Genomic DNA, 18268 nt, shown 5'->3' with positions numbered 1-18268 from the left:
GGGACCCTCGCAGGTGCTCGCAAGTGGCGCTGAGGTTATGAGGAGGCATCAGGTGGTCGACGCACACAGGACGTTCGTCATCGTCGGCGCGGGACTGGCCGGGGCCAAGGCGGCGGAGGCGCTGCGGTCCGAGGGGTTCAGGGGGCGGGTCATCCTGATCGGTGACGAGCGCGACCACCCGTACGAGCGGCCCCCGCTCTCCAAGGGCTACCTCCAGGGCAAGGAGGAGCGCGACAGCGTCTTCGTCCACGAGCCGTCCTGGTACGCGCGCGCCGACATCGAGCTGCACCTCGGCCAGCCCGCCGTGCACCTGGACCGGGCCGCCCGCAAGGTGGTCCTCGGCGACGGCACCGCCGTGCACTACGACAAGCTGCTGCTCGCCACGGGCGCCGAGCCGCGCCGCCTCGACATCCCCGGCACCGGCCTGGCCGGCGTGCACCACCTGCGCCGGCTGTCCCACGCCGAGCGGCTGCGCGGCGTCCTGGCGACCCTGGGCAGGGACAACGGGCACCTGCTGATCGCGGGGGCCGGCTGGATCGGCCTGGAGGTCGCGGCGGCGGCCCGCGGCTACGGGGCCGAGGTGACCGTGGTGGAGCCGCTGGCGACGCCGCTGCACGCGGTGCTCGGTCCGGAGATCGGGCGGCTCTTCGGCGACCTGCACGCCGAGAACGGCGTCCGCTTCCACTTCGGGGCACGGCTCACCGAGATCGTCGGCCAGGACGGGATGGTGCTGGCCGTCCGCACCGACGACGGCGAGGAGCACCCGGCGCACGCGGTGCTCGCCGCGATCGGGGCCGCGCCGCGCACCGCGCTCGCCGAGGCCGCCGGGCTGGCGCTGGTGGACCGGGAGCACGGCGGCGGCATCGCCGTGGACGCCTCGCTGCGCACCTCCGACCCGGACATCCACGCCGCCGGCGACGTGGCGGCCGCCCACCACCCCCTGCTGGGCACCCGGCTGCGCGTGGAGCACTGGGCGAACGCGCTCAACGGCGGCCCGGCCGCCGCGCGGGCGATGCTGGGGCAGGAGGTCTCGTACGACAGGGTGCCGTACTTCTTCTCCGACCAGTACGACGTCGGCATGGAGTACTCCGGATACGCCCCGGTGGGCGGCTACGACCAGGTCCTGATCCGCGGCGACGCCGCCCGGCGCGAGTTCATCGCCTTCTGGCTGTCGCAGGGCCGGGTGCTCGCCGGGATGAACGTCAACGTGTGGGACGTCACCGGCCACATCCAGGCCCTGATCAGGTCGAAGGCGGTCGTCGACCGCGAGGCGCTGGCGGACCCGTCCGTCCCGCTGGCCTCCCTGGTTCCGGGCGAGGGCGCCTGAGGGATTCGCGGCGCCCCGCCGTAGACTTCACGGGTGGCAGGACGGATCAACGACGACGACGTGAAGGCGGTACGGGACGCGGTCCCGATCGACGCCGTGGTCTCCGACTACCTCCAACTGCGCAACGCGGGCGGCGGCAACCTCAAGGGCCTGTGCCCCTTCCACGACGAGAAGTCCCCGTCCTTCCAGGTCAGCCCGAGCAAGGGGCTCTACCACTGCTTCGGCTGCCAGGCGGGCGGGGACACCCTCGACTTCATCATGAAGATCGACCACCTGTCGTTCTCGGAGGCGGTCGAGCGGCTGGCGGCCCAGGCCGGCATCACCCTGCGCTACGAGGAGGGCGGCTACACCGCGGGCACCAGCGGCCGCGGCGAGCGGATCCGGCTGGTCGAGGCCCACAAGGCCGCGGCCCAGTTCTACATCGACCAGCTCGGCGGCCCGGAGGCGGAGATCGCCCGCCGCTTCCTGGCCGAGCGCGGCTTCGACCAGGCCGCGGCCGAGCACTTCAGCGTGGGCTACAGCCCGGCCGGCTGGGACCACCTGACCCGCTTCCTGCGCGGCCGCGGCTTCACCGACCGCGAGCTGATCACCTCGGGCCTCGCCCAGGACAGCCGCAGCGGCAAGCCCATCGACCGCTTCCGCGGCCGCCTGATGTGGCCGATCCGCGACATCAGCGGCGAGGTCGTCGGCTTCGGCGCGCGCAAGCTCCGCGACGACGACAACGGCCCGAAGTACCTGAACACGCCGGAGACCCCGATCTACCGGAAGTCCCAGGTCCTGTACGGCATCGACCTGGCCAAGAAGGAGATCGCGAAGACCTCGCGCGCCGTCGTCGTCGAGGGCTACACCGACGTGATGGCCTGCCACCTGGCGGGCGTGACGACCGCGATCGCGACCTGCGGCACCGCGTTCGGCGGCGACCACGTCAAGATCCTGCGCCGACTGCTGATGGACAACGCCACCGCCGAGGTGATCTTCACCTTCGACGGCGACGCGGCCGGGCAGAAGGCCGCGCTGCGCGCCTTCGAGGACGACCAGAAGTTCGCCGCCGAGACCTCGATCGCGATCACGCCCGGCGGCATGGACCCCTGCGACCTGCGCCTCGCGCAGGGCGACGGGGCGGTGGCGTCGCTGGTGGAGTCGCGGACCCCGCTGTTCGAGTTCGCGCTGCGGCACATCGTCTCCCGGCACAACCTGGAGAACCCGGCCGGCCGGGCGGCCGCCCTCGACGAGGCGGCCCCGGTCGTCGCCAACATCAAGAACATCGCCATCCAGCACGAGTCGGCGGTCCAGCTGGCGGGCATGCTCGGCATCCGCGACGAGCAGTTCGTCGTGAAGCGGGTCGCGCAGCTCGCGCGCTGGGCCCGCGAACGCGGCGGCCGGCCGAACGGCGACGGCCCCGGCCCCAGGCCGGCCTCGCCAAGGCGCCCGTACGAGGCCGTGCCCGCGCCGGCGGCGCCCGCCGGCGGGCCCGCGCTGAACCTGCGCAGCCCCGCGCACCGCACCGAGCGCGAACTGCTCAAGCTGGCCCTGCAGCGCCCGGAGCTGGTCTCGCCCGCGTTCGACGCATACGGGGTGGACGAGTTCACCGCCCCGCCGTACGCGGCGGTCCGGCAGGCCGTCCAGGACGCGGGCGGCGCCTCCGCCGGCGGGGACGGCTACCTGGCCCGGGTCCGGGATGCCGCGCCGAACGACACGGTCCGCGCCCTCGTCACCGAACTCGCCGTGGAGGCCATCCACTCCAGGACGGTGGACGAGGTGTACGCCGGCGTCCAGCTGGTCCAGGTCCGGCTGCGCGCGGTCGACCGCCGGGTCCACGAGATCACGGGCACCATGGCCCGCATGGGCCCGCACGCCCCGCCGGAGCAGCTGGCGGCCGTGCAGGAGGAGCTGTGGGTGCTCCAGCAGTACGCGCAGCGCCTGCGCAACCGCGGCGCCGAAGGCCTGTGAAGCCCGCCTTCAGCGGCTGAGCCAGTCCCCGCCCGGTATCCGGCTGCCCGACTTCCGCAGCCGCCGGGCCAGCGGCGCGGCCGCCAGGTACACCCAGGCCGCGGTGCGGGTGCCGTCGGGGCGGAGCGCGTCGCAGCGGACCCGGTCGTACAGGTTCCGCGGCAGCCCGGGGCCGTGGTACTCCTCCAGCCGGTCCAGTTCGGCCAGCAGCGCCCCGTACGCGCCCGGCGCCGCCGTGACCAGCTCGCCGACGACGTGGGCCCCCGGGTGCCGGACGGCGTACGGGTAGCCGGGGCCGTCGTACAGCTCGGCGCCGGGCAGCCGGGCGGGCTCCTCGGCCGCGGTGCGGCCGCGCAGGAACACCGCGTGGTTGGCCTCGCCGGGGCGCAGGGTCCCGTACACGAAGAACGGCAGCTCGGCGGCGGTGGCCGGCGGGCGGACCGCATGCGGGTCCTCGGGCCGGACGGACGGGCTCACTGGGCCTCCCTCGGGTGCGGCGGACGGGGACGGGACGTGGCCGGGCGGGCCGCGTCTTCGGCGGCGGCCCGCGCGGTCCCGGCCGGGCCGCCTCCACGGTACGCACCGCGGCCCGGGCCCGGAACGGGGGTTCCGGCTCCGTGTCACCCGGACGGCGCCCGAACGGTACCCGTCACCCGTTCGGCCCAGCCCCCGGCCCGTGACCAGCGCGGACGCCGGCGCACGGGCTACGGCCTGACGCACCATCAGCATGCGGTGGGGGCGCGGGCCGGGTTACCACGGGAGCACGCCCCGTGTCCGTGTGCCACCAGGAGCCGCCATGCGACGCCGCACCGCCCGTGTGCTCACCGCGACCGCGCTCACCGCCGCCGCGGTCGCCTGCCAGTCCGCCGGGGCGGCGGGTTTCGCCCCGGGCGACTTCGCCGTGCTGGAGGTGTGGCCGAAGAAGGCGGCGCCGGGTGCCATGGTCACCGCGAACACGACCGCCTGCGGGTCGGGCGGGCATGCGGACGGCGACGCCACCATGGTCGGCGGCGGCCGTTTCAAGCTGGTCCGGGGCACGCACGAGGAGGTCGCCGTCGGGCAGTTCCAGGTCGCCGGCGGCACCCGCCCCGGTACGTACGCCATCGGCGCCACCTGCGCGAACGGCACGTACGCCACCGGAAATCTGGAAGTCACCGAACGCGGCCCGCAGGGCCACGTCCGCACGGGTGTCGGCGGTGGCACGACCACCGCCGCGGACCCCGCCAAGATCACGGCGGGAGCGGCCGTCCTGGCCGCGGCCGCCGTCGGCGGTACCTGGCTCCTGCGTCGCCGGGCGAGCGGCACGCAGGGCTGAGGGGCGCCCGCCGCGGCCCCCGGCCGCGGCCCCGACCCGGTACCGTCCCCCGCCGCCCGGCCCCGCGAGGTCCCCCCGTTCGCGGGGCCGGGCGACGGCCCGTCCCACGCAGTGCACACCGACCGCCGAGGGGGTCGTCCATGGGCACCGGCCAGGCCGGCCGCGGCGGGATCGTCGCGCTCACCGCCTGCATCGGCATCTGGCTCGTCGGCAGCGGCACCGCGGAGCGCATCGGCCCCCCGCTGCCCTCCCCCGCCGAGGCGCTGGCCGGGGGCGGGCAGCCGGGCTACCCCGGCGGGATCGACCCGCTGCCCGGATCCCCGCCCGTCCGCGTACGGATCCCCTCCATCGGCGTGGACGCCCCGCTGACCGGGCTCGGGCTCGGCGCCGACGGCAGCCTCGACGTGCCGCCCCCGGCCCGGCGCGACCTGGCGGGCTGGTACCGCGACGGCGCGACCCCCGGCGCGGTGGGCACGGCCGTGGTCGTCGGCCACGTCGACCACGCCTCCGGCCCGGCGGTCTTCTACCGGCTGGGGGCGCTGCGGCGCGGCGCCGCGATCGAGGTGCGGAGGGCCGACGGGCGCACCGCCGTGTTCACGGTCCACGCGGTCGAGGTGTACGACGCCGACCGCTTCCCGGACACCCGCGTGTACGGGCCGTCGCCCCGCGCCGAGCTGCGGGTGATCACCTGTGGCGGGGACTTCTCGCCGCGCACCGGCTACGAGGGCAACGTGGTCGTCTTCGCGCACCTGACGGGCACGTACTGACGGTGTCGGCGCCCCGGCGCCCGCCTGGCCGGGCGCCGGTCGCGGGGCGCGGGGCGCTGCGGGCGGCGGGCCTCAGCCCCACTGCTCGAAGCCGAGCTTGACCACCAGGGCGCCGACGACGCTCAGGAGCACGCCGCGGACGAAGCCGCTGCCCTTCTTCAGCGCCATGCGGGCGCCGATCATGCTGCCGGCCAGGTTGAACACGGCCATCAGCGCGGCCAGCTGCCAGAGCACCATGCCCTGGTAGGCGAACATCGCGAGCGCGCCCGCGTTCGTGCACACGTTGACGATCTTCGCGGTGGCGGAGGCGGTGACGAGGTCGAGGTGGAGCAGGGCGGTCAGCGCGAGCACGAGGAAGGTGCCGGTGCCGGGACCGATGAGCCCGTCGTAGAAGCCGATGCCCAGCCCGGCCAGGCCGATGGCGAGCAGGACGCGCTGCCGGCTCACCGGGGAGGCCGACGGGGCCGTGCCGAAGGCGGGCCGGAAGGCGACGAACGCGCCGACGACGAGGAGCACCGCCATGATCAGCGGGCGGAGGGCGTCCTTGCTGATCCCGCCGGCCAGGGCGGCGCCGCCTGCGGATCCGGCGACGGCCGCCGTGCCGATCCTGAAGGCGAGCCGCACGTCCACGGGCGCCTTGCGCAGGTACGTCACGGCGGCGCCGGTCGTGCCGACGACGGCGACGGCCTTGTTGGTGCCGAGGACGGTGGCAGGGTGGGCGTGGGGCAGGCCGAGGAGCAGGGCCGGCAGGAGGAGCAGGCCGCCGCCTCCCACCACGGCGTCGATCCAGCCCGCTGCGGCGGCCGCCGCACACAGGACGATGAGCATGGTCGTTGATATGTCAGGCACACGAAGACCCTAGGGACGAGGTCCGTGCAGCACCCAACGATCGTCGGAAACTTGCGCAAAGGTTGAGGTTGGGGGCCTTCCGGCGGCCCGGAGCGGCCTCACGGCGGGTCCGGCGCGGCGCTGAGGCAGGCGTTCCGTTCGGGTAACAAGCGTGATGCCGCGGGGAAACAGCCTCCCCGCACGCTCGTGCCATGACCTCGGAACAGCAGCGCGTGGTGGTGATCGGCGGCGGTCTCGCGGGCCTCAGGCTCGCGGAGCGGCTCGGCGGCTCCCCGGCCGTGCGGGTCGCCGTCCTCGGCGAGGAGCCGCACGTCCCGTACAACCGGGTCCTGCTCGCCGAGGTGCTGGCGGGCCGGTACGCCCCGGAGGTGGCGGCGCTCCCCGAGCCCGGAGCGGTACTGCGGCGCGGGGTGCGGGCGGTGAGGATCGACCGGGCCGACCGGACGGTGCACTGCGACGACGGCAGCACGGAGCCGTACGACACCCTGGTGCTGGCCACCGGCTCCAACCCGGTGCTGCCGCCGCTGCGCGGCCTGTTCGACCCCGGCGGCGCGCCCGCCGCGTCGGCCCCGGGCCGGGAACTCCCCGACGGGGTGCACGCGTTCCGCACCATGGACGACTGCCTCGCCCTGTCGGCGGCGGTGGCAGCCGGGACGGCCGTGCGCGCCGTGGTGATCGGCGGCGGCCTGCTCGGCGTGTCCGCAGCCCGCGCGCTGGCCGAGCGGGGCGCCCAGGTCGTCCTCGCCCAGCAGGGCGAGCGGCTGATGGAGCGCCAGCTGGACGAGGGCGCAGCGGCGCTGCTGCACGCCCACCTGGCCGGCCTGGGCATCGAGATCCACACCGAGTGCCGGGTGCGCGGACTGACCACCGCCCCCGTCCCGGCCGGATCCGCGGCCGGGCCCGGGCCCGCCGGCCGACGCCGGGTCACCGGCGTGGAGCTCGCCGACGGCTACCGGCTCGACGCCGACGTCGTCGTCCTGGCCTGCGGCGTACGGCCCCGCACCGGCCTGGCCCGCGCGGCCGGCCTGGAGGTCCGCACCGGCATCGTCGTGGACGACCTGCTGCGCACCGGCGACCCGGCGATCCACGCCATCGGCGACTGCGCCGAGCACGCCGGCCGCGTGTACGGCCTCGCGGGTGCGGCGCTGGAGCAGGCCGACGCCCTCGCCGCCGTCCTGGCCGGCACCGCGCCCGGCCCCCACCCGCCCCGCACCGGAGGCCCCGCGCCTTCGACCGCGCCCGCATCCGCGCCGCCGCAGTACACCGGGACGCGCGCCCTCACCCGCCTCACCCTCTCGGCGGGCGGCGGGGGCACCCTCGACCTCGCCGCCTTCGGCGAGACTGACGCGCTCCCCGGCGACGACGTGCTCCGGCTCTCCGACGCCACCCGCCGCACCTACCGGAAGGTCGTCGTCCGCGGCGACCGCCTCGTCGGCGGCGTCCTCCTCGGCGAACTCTCCAGCGTCGCGGCACTGGCCCGCAGCTGGGAGGACGAGGAGGCCCTGACCGACCTGTTCCACCTGATCACCGACGACGGAGGCTCCTGATCATGGCCGCACCCACGCCCACCCCCGCCATCGTGCTCATCGGCCACGGCATGGTCGGCCAGCGCTACCTGGAGGCACTCGCCGAGCGCGGGGCCACCGCCACGCACCGGATCACCGTGCTGTGCGAGGAGCCCCGGCCGGCGTACGACCGCGTGCACCTCACCTCGTACTTCTCCGGCACGACCCCGGAGGAGCTGTCCATGACGCCCGCCGGGTTCATGGAGCAGCACGGCATCGACCTGCGGCTCGGCGACCCCGCCGAGAGCATCGACCGCAAGGCCCGTACCGTCACCTCGCGGTCCGGGAGCGTGATCCCGTACGACGTGCTCGTCCTGGCGACCGGCAGCTATCCGTTCGTGCCGCCCGTGCCCGGCAAGGACGCGCCCGGCTGCTTCGTGTACCGCACCGTCGAGGACCTCCTCGCGATCGAGGAGTACGCCAAGACCCGCACCACCGGCGCCGTCGTCGGTGGCGGGCTGCTCGGCCTGGAGGCGGCCGGCGCCCTCCAGGGCCTCGGGCTGTCCTCCCGCATCGTGGAGTTCGCGCCGCGCCTGATGCCGGTCCAGGTCGACGAGGGCGGCGGTGCGGCCCTGCTGCGCACCATCGAGGGGATGGGCCTGGCGGTCCACACGGGCGTCGGCACGCAGGAGGTCCTCACCGGGCCGGACGGGCACGTGCGGGGCATGCTCCTGTCCGACGGCTCCACGGTCGACACCGAGCTCGTCGTCTTCTCCGCGGGCGTCCGGCCCCGCGACCAGCTGGCGCGCGAGGCGGGCCTGTCCGTCGGCGAGCGCGGCGGCATCGCCGTGGACGCCCGCTGCCGCACCTCCGACCCGCACGTGTACGCCATCGGCGAGTGCGCGCTGGCCTCCGACGGCCGCGTGTACGGGCTGGTCGCCCCCGGCTACGAGATGGCCGAGACCGCCGCCGAGGACCTGCTGGGCCGCGACAAGGAGTTCACCGGCGCCGACCTGTCGACCAAGCTCAAGCTCCTCGGCGTGGACGTGGCCTCCTTCGGCGACGCCCACGGCACGACCGCCGACTGCCTCGACGTCGTCTACTCCGACTCCCGCTCCGGCGTCTACAAGAAGCTCGTCGTCTCCCCCGACGGGGTCCTGCTCGGCGGCGTCCTCGTCGGCGACGCCGACTCCTACGGCCTGCTGCGCCCGCTGACCGGCAGCGTGCCGCCCGTCAGCCCCGACCAGCTGGTCCTGCCCGCGGGCCTCGGGCCTGCGACGCAGCTGGGCCCCTCCGCGCTGCCCGACTCCGCGGTGATCTGCTCCTGCCACAACGTCACGAAGAAGGAGATCACCGCCTGCACCACCCTCCCCGAGGTCAAGAAGTGCACCAAGGCCGGCACCGGCTGCGGCAGCTGCGTCAAGGTCATCGGCCAGCTGCTGCCCGCCTCCACGGACAAGGGGCTGTGCGGCTGCTTCCCCTTCACCCGCGCCGAGCTGTACGAGATCGTCCGGACCCGGCGGCTGACCACGTACGAGCAGCTCCTCGACGGGCACGGCCGGGACTCGGCGCGCGGCAGCGACGGCTGCGACGTCTGCAAGCCGGCCGTCGGCTCGATCATCGCGTCCCTCGCGCCGACGCTCGGCGCCAGCGGGTACGTTTTGGACGGCGAGCAGGCCGCCCTGCAGGACACCAACGACCACTTCCTCGCGAACCTCCAGCGCAACGGCTCCTACTCGGTCGTGCCGCGCATCCCGGGCGGGGAGATCAGCCCGGAGAAGCTCATCGTGATCGGCGAGGTCGCGCGGGAGTTCGGGCTGTACACGAAGATCACCGGCGGGCAGCGGATCGACCTGTTCGGGGCGAGCGTGGACCAGCTGCCGCGGATCTGGGCGCGGCTGGTGGACGCCGGCTTCGAGTCCGGGCACGCGTACGGCAAGGCGCTGCGGACCGTGAAGTCCTGCGTGGGGCAGACGTGGTGCCGCTACGGGGTCCAGGACAGCGTGCGGATGGCGATCGACCTGGAGCTGCGCTACCGGGGCCTGCGCGCGCCCCACAAGCTGAAGTCGGCGGTGTCCGGGTGCGCCCGCGAGTGCGCGGAGGCGCAGAGCAAGGACTTCGGGGTGATCGCGACGGCGAACGGCTGGAACCTGTACGTCGGCGGGAACGGCGGGGCCACGCCGCGCCACGCCGACCTCCTCGCCCAGGACCTCTCGGACGCCGAACTGGTGCGGCTCATCGACCGGTTCCTGATGTTCTACATCCGCACCGCCGACCGGCTGGAGCGCACCTCGGCCTGGCTGGACCGGCTGGAGGGCGGCCTGGACCACCTGCGGGACGTGGTGGTCCACGACTCGCTCGGCCTGTGCGCCGAACTGGAGGCGCTGATGGCCGACCACGTCTCGAACTACCGCGACGAATGGGCCGAGACGCTGGAGGACCCCGAGCGGCTGCGCCGGTTCGTCTCGTTCGTCAACGCGCCCGGCGCCCCGGACCCCACGGTCCGGTTCGTGCCCGAGCGCGACCAGGTCAAGCCCGACCTGGCCGTACTGGACCGGCAGCTGCCGCTGGAAGTTGTGGGAGGCACCCGATGATGACCGTGGAACTCAAGGTGGACGAGGGCTGGCTGACGGTGTGCGAGCTGTCCGAGATGACGCCCGGGCGGGGGGTGGCGGTGCTGCTGCCGGACGGGGGCCAGGCCGCGGTGTTCCTCGGCCGCTCGGGGTGGACGTACGCCGTCGACAACCGGGACCCGTTCACGGGGGCGTCAGTGCTCTCCCGGGGGCTGGTCGGCTGCGTGGAGGGCAGGCCGTTCGTGGCGTCGCCGCTGCTCAAGCAGCGCTTCGACCTGGAGACGGGCCGGTGCCTGGACGACGAGGAGGTGGCGGTCCGGACCTACCCGGTGCGGACCGCCGCCACCTCCACCGCCGTCGCCTGAGGGCCGCCGCCGGGGCGGCCGGCCGGCTCATCCCCGGACGGCGGCCGGGTCCATCCACACGATCTCCCAGGTGTGGCCGTCGAGGTCCTCGAAGGCCCGGCCGTACATGAAGCCGTGGTCCTGCGCGGGCCGCGGCTCGGAGGCCCCCGCGGCGAGGGCGGCCCCGACGAGGGCGTCGACCTCGTCGCGGCTGTCGGCGCTCAGGCAGAGCAGCGCCTCGGTGCTGGTGGCGGTGTCCGCGATCGACTTGTGGGTGAACTCCTTGAAGCGGGCCTCGGTCAGCAGCATGGCGTAGATCGTGTCGCTGATCACCAGGCAGGCGCCGCGGTCGTCGCTGAACTGCGGGTTGCAGGTGTAGCCGACCTTCTCCCAGAACGCCTTGGCCGCCTCGAGGTCCTTGACCGGCAGGTTCACGAAGATCATGGTGGCGGGCATCGCGGTTCCTCTTCCCTCGTGCGGCGCGCGGCCTGTCCGGCGCCGTCGAAAGGGAGACCGGGGGGCCGCGGGGAACTCATCGCTCCCCGCGGAACTTTTTTCGAGCCGCCCGCGGGCGGGGGCGGGCCGGTCACGCAGCGCTGCCGGAAGGCGGCCCCGCCCCGGCGCGGGGGCACTGCGGGGCCGACGGCCCGAGTGTCCGGAAATCGCCCTCACAGGACCGGCCCCGCGCCGGTATCCGAACGCCGCTCCGCGGAAATCGGTGCCCGGGGGCCCGTACGGCGCACCGCCCCGGACCGCGGCGGTCCGGGGGCCGGGCACTCGCGCCCGCTAAGAGGCGACCGCGCCGCCCTTGAGGAGGGCGGCCCCGAGCGGCGTCACCGTGTGCAGCACGGCATTTCCGCGGCGCAGCGTGGTGACCAGCCCGGCCTCCCGCATGACGCACGCGTGCTGGCTCGCCGAAGCAAGGGAAACACCGGCCCGTCGGGCGAGTTCGCTGGTGGTCGCCCCGTCGCCGATGGCGCGGAGGACGACGGAACGCGTGTGCCCGACGAGTTTGCCGAGGGTGCGCTGGCGCTGCTCCTCCAGGGGGCGAATCGATTCGCTTCCGGCGGCCGCCGAGACGAGCTGCGCCGCGGCCGGGTAGACCAGCACGGGCGGCAGCTCCGGGTCGTGCAGCGTGACAGCGGTGCGCCGGCAGAAGAACGACGGCTGGAGCAGCAGCCCGCGCCCGCACAGCCGCACGTCGCGGTCGACGGGGTAGTCGCACTCCAGGACGGGCGCCCTCCAGCGCAGCATCGGCGGCAGGGAGGCGAGCAGCTCGTCCGCGCCGCCGTCGAGCAGGGCGCGGCCCCGTGCGGCCCGCTCGGCCTCGATCTGGGCCTGGATGTGGGTCCAGTACGGGGCCACGGCCGCGCGGTGGTAGCCGCGCAGCTCGGCGAGGAGCCGCGGCAGGTGCGCCTCGGTGTCGTCCATGAGCTCCCGCAGCCGCCGCGGCACGGCGCCGTCGGCACCGCCGGAGGCGCCGGCGCCCGGCGGCATGCCGAAGGCGGCTCCCACACGCGCGCCGGTGCCGAGCAGGGCCAGCTCCCGCCGGATCCGCTCGGGCTCCAGGCCGCGCAGCGCGTCGAGGCCCACGTCCCAGCCGTACTGCCCCTCGGCGGGCGTCAGGAAATCCGGGAAATAGCCGCGGCTCGGTATGAGCGCGCCGAGCAAGCGTGTTTCACTATTCAACCTGCTGCGGGTTTCCGTACGCCAATCACCGAAGAGACGTGCATCACGCCGGTCTCTTAAGCGGTGAAAACTCAGAATCGTTTCCCACAACGCATCGGGACGCCCTGCCATCCGTACGCGTGCCAGGTCCACTCCAGTGAAATGGATACGCAGCACCGAACCCCCACCTGTGCAACCGCAATCCCCCCGCCCCATGAGTATGCACGCCGTCACACGACGTCACCACGCCCTTTCGGCCACAGTTGAAACCCCTTTCGGCGAGGGCGTGACAACCGAAATGCTGTACTCCGCCAGGCACACTCCGGCGCGACCGAAACGCTCCGTGAAGGCCGTGGGGGGCTTTGCGGGGCCTGGCGGTCGGTCGCACCGGGAAGCGCCGACGTGCCTGGCGGATTGCCGGCAGGCGGTGGACGGGTGGGGATCCGTCCACCGCCTGCTGGCGTATGGATTTGTTGAACGGCAAAAGAAATGCCCGCCTGCCCTCGGGCGTCAGGGAACCCGGGGGCAGGCGGACGGTTTCGGGCGGCCCTTGGGGGGCCGGGCGGGTCAGCGGCTGTCGCTGCCGGCGGACTCGGCGGCCGCGCGGCCGGCCTCCAGGCGCGCCACCGGAATCCGGAACGGCGAGCAGGAGACGTAGTCCAGGCCGACCTCGTGGAAGAAGTGGACCGACTCCGGGTCGCCGCCGTGCTCGCCGCAGACGCCGAGCTTCAGGTCGGGGCGGGTGGCCCGGCCGGCCTCGACGGCGCTGCGGACCAGGGAGCCGACGCCGTCCTTGTCGATGGTCTCGAAGGGCGAGACACCGAAGATGCCCTTCTCCAGGTAGGCGGTGAAGAAGCTGGCCTCGACGTCGTCGCGGGAGAAGCCCCACACGGTCTGGGTCAGGTCGTTCGTGCCGAAGGAGAAGAACTGCGCGGCCTCGGCGATCTGGGCGGCGGTCAGCGCGGCGCGGGGCAGCTCGATCATCGTGCCGATGGTCAGCTTGAGGCTGGTGCCGGTGGCGGCCTCGACCTCGGCGATGATCGCGTCGGCCTCCTCGCGGACGATCTCCAGCTCCTGGACGGTGCCCACGAGCGGGATCATGATCTCGGCGCGCGGGTCGCCCTTGGCGTCCTTGCGTACGGCCGCGGCCTCGGCGATCGCCCGTACCTGCATGGCGAAGAGGCCGGGGATGACCAGGCCGAGGCGGACGCCGCGCAGGCCCAGCATCGGGTTCTGCTCGTGCAGCTTGTGGACGGCCTGGAGCAGGCGCAGGTCGTTCTCGTTGTGGTCCTTGCGGGCCTCGGCGAGGGCGACGCGCACCGACAGCTCGGTGATGTCGGGCAGGAACTCGTGCAGCGGCGGGTCGAGCAGGCGGACGGTGACGGGCAGGCCGTCCATCGCCTCGAACAGCTCGATGAAGTCCTTCTTCTGGAGCGGCAGGAGCTCGGCGAGGGCGGCCTCGCGCTCGCCCTCGGTGTCCGCGAGGATCAGGCGCTCGACCATCTCGCGGCGCTCGCCGAGGAACATGTGCTCGGTGCGGCACAGGCCGATGCCCTGGGCGCCGAAGCGGCGGGCGCGCAGCGCGTCTTCGGCGTTGTCGGCGTTGGCGCGGACGCGCAGGCGGCGCACGCGGTCGGCGTAGGCCATGATCCGGTGGACGGCCTGGACGAGCTCGTCGGCGTCGTCGGCGCCGGCGTGCATGCGGCCCTCGAAGTACTCGACGACCGGCGACGGCACGACGGGCACCTCGCCGAGGTACACCTTGCCGGTGGAGCCGTCGATGGAGACGACGTCGCCCTCCTCGATGACCCGGTCGCCGACGGTCATGCGGCGGCGCTTGGTGTCGACGTCGAGCTCCTCGGCGCCGCAGACGCAGGTCTTGCCCATGCCGCGGGCGACGACGGCGGCGTGCGAGGTCTTGCCGCCGCGCGAGGTGAGGATGCCCTCGGAGGCGATCATGCCGTCGAGGTCGTCGGGGTTGGTCTCGCGGCGGATCAGGATGACCTTCTCGCCGGAGCGGGACCACTTGACGGCCGTGTAGGAGTCGAAGACGGCCTTGCCGACGGCGGCGCCCGGGGAGGCGGCGATGCCACGGCCGAGGAGCTCGGTCTTCGCGTTCTCGTCGAAGCGCGGGAACATCAGCTGCGCGAGCTGGGCGCCGTTGACGCGCTGGAGGGCCTCGGCCTCGTCGATCAGGCCCTGGTCGACGAGCTGCGTGGCGATGCGGAAGGCGGCGCCGGCGGTGCGCTTGCCGACACGGGTCTGGAGCATCCACAGCTGGCCGCGCTCGATCGTGAACTCGATGTCGCAGAGGTCCTTGTAGTGGGTCTCCAGCGTCTCCATGATCTGCATCAGCTGGTCGTAGGACTTCTTGTCCAGCTGCTCCAGGTCGGAGAGGGGGACAGTGTTGCGGATGCCCGCGACGACGTCCTCGCCCTGCGCGTTCTGGAGGTAGTCGCCGTAGACGCCCTGGTGGCCGCTGGCCGGGTCGCGGGTGAAGGCGACGCCGGTGCCGGAGTCGGGGCCGAGGTTGCCGAAGACCATCGAGCAGACGTTGACGGCGGTGCCGAGGTCGCCCGGGATGCGCTCCTGGCGGCGGTAGAGCTTGGCGCGGTCGGTGTTCCAGGAGTTGAAGACCGCCTCGACGGCGAGGTCGAGCTGCTCGCGGGCGTCCTGCGGGAACTCGCGGCCGGCCTCCTTCGCGACGATCTTCTTGAAGACCGTGACGAGCTTCTTCAGGTCGGCGGCGTCGAGGTCGGTGTCGACGGTGACCTTCTTGGCCTCCTTGGCGGCGTCGAGCGCCTCCTCGAAGAGCTCGCCCTCGACGCCGAGGACGGTCTTGCCGAACATCTGGATGAGGCGGCGGTAGGAGTCCCACGCGAAGCGCTCGTTGTCGGCCTGGGCGGCCAGGCCCACGACGGAGGCGTCGGAGAGGCCGATGTTGAGGACCGTGTCCATCATGCCGGGCATGGAGAACTTGGCGCCGGAGCGGACGGAGACCAGCAGCGGGTCGTCGGACTGGCCGAGCTTCTTGCCCATCTTGGCCTCGAGGGCGGCCAGGTGGGCGCTCACCTCGTCGCGGAGCTCGGCCGGGGCCGCGCCGCTCTCGAGGTAGACCTTGCAGGCCTCGGTCGTGATGGTGAAGCCGGGAGGGACCGGAAGACCCAGGTTGGTCATCTCGGCGAGGTTGGCTCCCTTGCCGCCGAGAAGGTCCTTGAGGTCGCGGTTCCCCTCGGTGAAGTCGTAGACGAACTTCTGGTTCTTGTTTTCCGACACGGGTCTCGACTCCTCGAGGACTCGGTGGCTGCCCTGACGGCGAGGAACATACCCAGATCGAAGGCTTCTGGGTACGTCCACTTGGCCGTCATGAGCCTGTAACCACCCGCTCGCCACCAGATCGAAAGTAACCGATGGGTAGCCCGAACATACGAAGAGCGTTCACCTCCCGAAGGGGAGGGGGGCCACTGAGGCGTGTTTGCGCTCGGATGAGCGATCATCGATACATTTGCGTTCAAGAGTTGAACAAACAAAGGGTGGCACCCAGTGCCACCCTTTGGAAGTCTTAGCCGTGATTCTTGCGCTCATGTGAGCGCAACCCCACCCATGCGTGGCGTATGTCACGCCGCCGACGGCATAGTTTGTCAGCTGGTTCTCACCCTCCGGACGTGTCCAGTTCGGCGTCCTCGGTCACACCGGCACAGTCGTACGGGTCCTTCAGCCAGCCGTCGGGGAGGACAACCCGGTTGTTTCCGGACGTGCGGCCCCGCGGGCCGTCCGCACCCTCCGGCCACGGCTGGTCCAGGTCGAGCTCGCTCAGATGAGCATCGAGTTCCGCCAGGGACGAGGCGACGGCGAGCTTCTGGCGCATCTCGGATCCGACCGAGAAGCCCTTCAGGTACCAGGCCACGTGCTTACGGAAGTCGATCACCCCGCGGGACTCGTCGCCGATCCACTCCCCCAGCAGCCGGGCGTGCCGGACCATGGTCCCCGCGACCTCGCGCAGCGAGGGCCGGTGGAAGTCCTCGGGGCGCCCCTCGAAGGCCGCGACGAGGTCGTTGAACAGCCACGGGCGGCCCAGGCAGCCGCGCCCGACGACCACACCGTCGCAGCCGGTCTCGCGCACCATGCGCAGCGCGTCCTCGGCGCACCAGATGTCGCCGTTGCCGAGGACGGGGATCTCCGGGGCGTGCTCCTTCAGCCGGGCGATGGCCTCCCAGTCGGCGGTGCCGCCGTAGTGCTGGGCGGTGGTGCGGCCGTGCAGGGCGATGGCGGTGACGCCCTCCTCCACGGCGATCCGGCCGGCGTCGAGGTAGGTGAGGTGGTCGTCGTCGATGCCCTTGCGCATCTTCATGGTGACCGGCGTGTCGCCGGCGCCCGCGACCGCCTCCCGGAGGATGGCGCGCAGCAGGTTCCGCTTGTAGGGCAGGGCGGAGCCGCCGCCCTTGCGCGTGACCTTGGGAACGGGGCAGCCGAAGTTCAGGTCGATGTGGTCGGCGCGGTCCTCCTCGACGATCATGCGGACCGCCTTGCCGACCGTGGCGGGGTCGACCCCGTACAGCTGGATCGACCGGGGCTTCTCGGACTCGTCGAACCGGATCAGCTGCATGGTCTTGTCGTTGCGCTCGACCAGCGCCCGCGTGGTGATCATCTCGCTCACGAACAGCCCCTTGCCACCGCTGAACTCGCGGCAGAGCGTGCGGAACGGGGCGTTGGTGATGCCGGCCATGGGCGCGAGCACCACGGGGGGCTGCACGGTGTGCGGGCCGATCGCGAGGGGCGGGGGGAGCGTGGTCATACCCCCCATTGTCGCCCAGCCGGCCCCTCCGTCGCCGATACGGGTGACAGATATTGAAATCTGTCACCCGTCATGCCATTCTCGTTGGCATGACGACGAACGAGAGCACTTCCGCGACCATGACGACCACCCCGGCCGCTGCGGCGGCCGCCGCCGGGGCCCCCGGCGGGCCCGTGCGGTCCCTCGGCTCGACCGGGCCCGCCGTCTTCCCGCTGGGGCTGGGCTGCATGGGCATGTCCGCGCTGTACGGGGAGGCCGACCGCGGCGAGTCGCTGGCGACGATCCACGCCGCGCTCGACGCGGGCGTGACCCTGCTCGACACGGGCGACTTCTACGGCATGGGCCACAACGAGCTGCTGATCGGCGAAGCCCTGCGCACCGCCCCCGCGGCCGCGCGGGAGCGAGCGCTGACCAGTGTGAAGTTCGGCGCGCTGCGCACAGTCGAGGGCGGCTTCACCGGGTACGACGGCCGCCCCGAGGCGGTGCGGAACTTCCTGGCCTACTCGCTGCAGCGGCTGGGCCGGGACCACATCGACATCTACCGGATCGCCCGCGTCGACCCGGCGGTGCCGATCGAGGAGACGGTCGGCGCCATCGCCGAAGCCGTCGAAGCGGGGCACGTGCGGCACATCGGCCTGTCGGAGGTCGGAGCGGACACCCTGCGCCGAGCCGCTGCCGTGGCTCCGATCGCGGACCTCCAGATCGAGTACTCGCTGATATCCCGCGGCATCGAGCGGGAGATCCTGCCGACCGCGCGGGAGCTCGGCATAGGCGTCACGGCGTACGGGGTCCTCTCCCGCGGCCTGATCAGCGGGCACTTCACGCGCGACCGGGAACTGGCCCCGGGCGACTTCCGCGGGATGAGCCCCCGCTTCCAGGGCGAGAACCTCGACCGCAACCTCGCCCTCGTCGAGGCCCTGCGCACGGTGGCCGACGGCAAGGGCGTCAGCGTGGCCCAGACCGCCATCGCCTGGGTGCTCTCCCGCGGCGGGGACATCGTGCCGCTGGTGGGAGCCCGCCGCCGCGACCGGCTCGCCGAGGCACTGGGTGCCATGGAGGTGGTGCTGTCGGCGGCCGACCTCGCGGCCGTCGAGGAGGCGGTCCCGGCCGGAGCCGCAGCCGGCGAGCGCTACCCGGCCGCGCAGATGGCCCACCTGGACAGCGAGCACTGACTC

Annotated in this window: 14 protein-coding genes; 8 read left to right on the top strand and 6 right to left on the bottom strand. The window is 73.3% G+C overall.

Features of this window, described 5'->3' with window-relative positions:
- The first annotated feature begins 52 nt into the window (after nt 1–52).
- Both MUK52_RS21510 and dnaG read left to right on the top strand, forming a co-directional pair.
- A complete protein-coding gene (locus MUK52_RS21510; protein ID WP_114057470.1) occupies nt 53–1327 on the top strand; it encodes an NAD(P)/FAD-dependent oxidoreductase in 1275 nt (424 codons plus the stop codon).
- Nucleotides 1328–1360: 33 nt separating this feature from the next.
- Nucleotides 1361–3277, top strand: coding sequence for a DNA primase (dnaG, locus tag MUK52_RS21505; RefSeq protein ID WP_284579230.1), 1917 nt, complete (start codon nt 1361–1363; stop codon nt 3275–3277).
- A gap of 9 nt (nt 3278–3286) precedes the next feature.
- On the opposite strand, the gene MUK52_RS21500 is transcribed toward dnaG, so the two are convergent.
- On the bottom strand, nt 3287–3691 hold the full coding sequence (locus MUK52_RS21500; RefSeq protein ID WP_284581747.1) for a gamma-glutamylcyclotransferase family protein: 405 nt from the start codon (nt 3689–3691) through the stop codon (nt 3287–3289).
- 382 nt (nt 3692–4073) lie between these two features.
- Here MUK52_RS21500 and MUK52_RS21495 point away from each other — a divergent pair, with 382 nt between their 5' ends.
- Both MUK52_RS21495 and MUK52_RS21490 read left to right on the top strand, forming a co-directional pair.
- Nucleotides 4074–4592 carry a GVDTG sorting domain-containing protein gene (locus MUK52_RS21495; RefSeq protein WP_114057472.1) on the top strand — a complete coding sequence of 173 codons (519 nt, stop codon included), beginning with the start codon at nt 4074–4076 and terminating at the stop codon, nt 4590–4592.
- A gap of 140 nt (nt 4593–4732) precedes the next feature.
- Nucleotides 4733–5359 (top strand): class F sortase, encoded by a 627-nt coding sequence (locus MUK52_RS21490; protein ID WP_114057473.1) that lies wholly within the window; start codon nt 4733–4735, stop codon nt 5357–5359.
- Between the two features lie 72 nt (nt 5360–5431).
- On the opposite strand, the gene MUK52_RS21485 is transcribed toward MUK52_RS21490, so the two are convergent.
- Nucleotides 5432–6208 carry a sulfite exporter TauE/SafE family protein gene (locus MUK52_RS21485; RefSeq protein WP_114057474.1) on the bottom strand — a complete coding sequence of 259 codons (777 nt, stop codon included), beginning with the start codon at nt 6206–6208 and terminating at the stop codon, nt 5432–5434.
- A 191-nt stretch (nt 6209–6399) separates the two neighbouring features.
- On the opposite strand from MUK52_RS21485, the gene MUK52_RS21480 reads away from it, so the two are divergent.
- From MUK52_RS21480 to nirD, 3 genes are read left to right on the top strand one after another with little or no spacing between them, the layout of a single operon-like run.
- Nucleotides 6400–7755 carry an NAD(P)/FAD-dependent oxidoreductase gene (locus tag MUK52_RS21480; RefSeq protein ID WP_114057475.1) on the top strand — a complete coding sequence of 452 codons (1356 nt, stop codon included), beginning with the start codon at nt 6400–6402 and terminating at the stop codon, nt 7753–7755.
- Nucleotides 7756–7757: 2 nt separating this feature from the next.
- Entirely contained in the window at nt 7758–10307 is a 2550-nt protein-coding gene (gene nirB / locus MUK52_RS21475) for a nitrite reductase large subunit NirB (RefSeq protein WP_284579224.1), read from the top strand.
- A complete protein-coding gene (nirD, locus tag MUK52_RS21470) occupies nt 10304–10651 on the top strand; it encodes a nitrite reductase small subunit NirD (RefSeq protein ID WP_114057477.1) in 348 nt (115 codons plus the stop codon). The genes nirB and nirD overlap by 4 nt, the downstream gene beginning before the upstream one ends.
- 27 nt (nt 10652–10678) lie before the next feature.
- Here the strand turns inward: nirD and MUK52_RS21465 are convergent, their stop codons facing one another.
- The 4 genes from MUK52_RS21465 to dusB form a co-directional block, all read right to left on the bottom strand.
- Nucleotides 10679–11086 carry a VOC family protein gene (locus MUK52_RS21465; RefSeq protein ID WP_284579221.1) on the bottom strand — a complete coding sequence of 136 codons (408 nt, stop codon included), beginning with the start codon at nt 11084–11086 and terminating at the stop codon, nt 10679–10681.
- 330 nt (nt 11087–11416) lie between these two features.
- Nucleotides 11417–12475 carry an ArsR/SmtB family transcription factor gene (locus tag MUK52_RS21460; RefSeq protein ID WP_114057479.1) on the bottom strand — a complete coding sequence of 353 codons (1059 nt, stop codon included), beginning with the start codon at nt 12473–12475 and terminating at the stop codon, nt 11417–11419.
- Between the two features lie 390 nt (nt 12476–12865).
- Nucleotides 12866–15574, bottom strand: a complete 2709-nt coding sequence (gene ppdK, locus MUK52_RS21455) for a pyruvate, phosphate dikinase (protein ID WP_114057480.1) — start codon at nt 15572–15574, stop codon at nt 12866–12868.
- A gap of 376 nt (nt 15575–15950) precedes the next feature.
- Nucleotides 15951–17093 (bottom strand): tRNA dihydrouridine synthase DusB, encoded by a 1143-nt coding sequence (gene dusB / locus MUK52_RS21450; protein WP_284579218.1) that lies wholly within the window; start codon nt 17091–17093, stop codon nt 15951–15953.
- Between the two features lie 119 nt (nt 17094–17212).
- Here dusB and MUK52_RS21445 point away from each other — a divergent pair, with 119 nt between their 5' ends.
- Nucleotides 17213–18265 carry an aldo/keto reductase gene (locus MUK52_RS21445; RefSeq protein ID WP_284581746.1) on the top strand — a complete coding sequence of 351 codons (1053 nt, stop codon included), beginning with the start codon at nt 17213–17215 and terminating at the stop codon, nt 18263–18265.
- Nucleotides 18266–18268: the final 3 nt, after the last annotated feature.

The sequence above is a fragment of the Streptomyces sp. 2P-4 genome (assembly GCF_030167965.1).
In the GTDB taxonomy this organism is placed as follows: domain Bacteria; phylum Actinomycetota; class Actinomycetes; order Streptomycetales; family Streptomycetaceae; genus Streptomyces; species Streptomyces globosus_A.
This window is presented reverse-complemented; position numbering and strand designations above follow the sequence as displayed.

Coding starts and splice junctions, on each gene's coding strand:
- MUK52_RS21480 (WP_114057475.1), top strand. CDS start 6,400: ATGACCTCGGAACAGCAGCGCGTGGTGGTGATCGGCGGCGGTCTCGCG.
- nirD (WP_114057477.1), top strand. CDS start 10,304: ATGATGACCGTGGAACTCAAGGTGGACGAGGGCTGGCTGACGGTGTGC.
- dusB (WP_284579218.1), bottom strand. CDS start 17,093: ATGACCACGCTCCCCCCGCCCCTCGCGATCGGCCCGCACACCGTGCAG.
- MUK52_RS21445 (WP_284581746.1), top strand. CDS start 17,213: ATGACGACCACCCCGGCCGCTGCGGCGGCCGCCGCCGGGGCCCCCGGC.
- MUK52_RS21490 (WP_114057473.1), top strand. CDS start 4,733: ATGGGCACCGGCCAGGCCGGCCGCGGCGGGATCGTCGCGCTCACCGCC.
- MUK52_RS21495 (WP_114057472.1), top strand. CDS start 4,074: ATGCGACGCCGCACCGCCCGTGTGCTCACCGCGACCGCGCTCACCGCC.
- nirB (WP_284579224.1), top strand. CDS start 7,758: ATGGCCGCACCCACGCCCACCCCCGCCATCGTGCTCATCGGCCACGGC.
- MUK52_RS21465 (WP_284579221.1), bottom strand. CDS start 11,086: ATGCCCGCCACCATGATCTTCGTGAACCTGCCGGTCAAGGACCTCGAG.